A 1,204-nucleotide genomic window follows, 5' to 3' on the forward strand; every position below is an offset into this window, starting at 1 on the left:
AACCTGAAAATCGGCACCTGGATCGTTCACAATGATGAGCGCATCAGTATTACCCGCCGTTATCAGATTGTGCGTGAATCCGATGGCCTGACCCTGCTGCGCGGTCGTACCCGTTGGGTGTGTGTGGCACTGGATTCCGGCAAGCCGCGGCGTATGCCCCCGGAGTTCCTGAAGGGTTATCAGATTACCGCTGACGAATAGAAAACGTTACGAGTGACGAGGAGCGAGTTTCGAAAACCAAACCGGTTTTGATGTTCGCTCCTCGCAACTAGTGACTCGTCACTGACGTTTCATTTAATAAGGATATTCCATGGATTGGTTTCAGGCTCTGGTTTTGGCCCTGATACAGGGGCTCACCGAGTTCCTCCCTATCTCCAGTTCCGCCCACTTGATTCTTCCATCACAGATTTTGGGCTGGCCCGATCAGGGGCTGGCTTTTGATGTGGCGGTTCATTTGGGCACCTTGCTGGCGGTGATGGTGTATTACCGCCGTGATCTGGTGGCCATGGTAGGCGGCGCTGGCGTGGCGGTGCAGCAGCGGCAAATGAATGATGACCTGAAGCTGGGGTTACTGGTGGTGCTGGCCACCATTCCGGCTGTGGCGTTCGGTTTTCTTGGTGATGATTTTATTGAGCAGGAATTGCGCTCGGCGCTGGTGATTGCCATCACTACGTTGGTATTCGGGGCTCTGTTATGGGCATCTGATGCCTTCGGCAAGCGGGCGTTTTCGCTGGCCCGGTTGGGTATTGCCGGCGCCATTTTTATCGGCCTGGCCCAGGCGCTGGCGTTGATCCCAGGCACCTCGCGTAGCGGCATCACCATTACCGCGGCGCTGGCATTGGGGTATCGCCGTGAAGACGCGGCGCGTTTTTCCTTTTTGCTGTCCATACCGGTGATTCTGGGCGCGGGGCTGCTGAAAACCAAAGATCTGATCGAACAACAAATCGCGGTGGACTGGGCGATGATGGCCCTGGGTGTCGTGGTTAGCGCGGTGACGGCTTACCTGACGATTGTGTTCTTCATTCGCCTGCTGGAGCGCATCGGCATGCTGCCGTTTGTCATCTATCGGCTGATTCTGGGCGTGGCCCTGTTGTTCTGGCTGGCATGACCCTGAGTGGCTCTCTGGACACTGTGCTCGGTCTGTTACCCGGTTGCCCGTCAGGCTTGCCGGGTGCGCCGGTGGAAAACGAAGCGCAGGCCTGTG

At 57.1% G+C, this 1,204-nt stretch carries 2 protein-coding genes; both read left to right on the forward strand.

What is annotated here, in order from left to right; genetic code table 11:
- Positions 1–201: thioesterase family protein (locus A3730_RS08585; RefSeq protein WP_231883897.1), on the forward strand; the 201-nt coding region annotated here is incomplete at its 5' end.
- Between the two features lie 109 nt (positions 202–310).
- Positions 311–1,108 carry an undecaprenyl-diphosphate phosphatase gene (locus A3730_RS08590; RefSeq protein ID WP_063537439.1) on the forward strand — a complete coding sequence of 266 codons (798 nt, stop codon included), beginning with the start codon at positions 311–313 and terminating at the stop codon, positions 1,106–1,108.
- Positions 1,109–1,204: the final 96 nt, after the last annotated feature.

The sequence above is a fragment of the Alcanivorax sp. HI0044 genome (assembly GCF_001634945.1).

Coding starts and splice junctions, on each gene's coding strand:
- A3730_RS08590 (WP_063537439.1), top strand. CDS start 311: ATGGATTGGTTTCAGGCTCTGGTTTTGGCCCTGATACAGGGGCTCACC.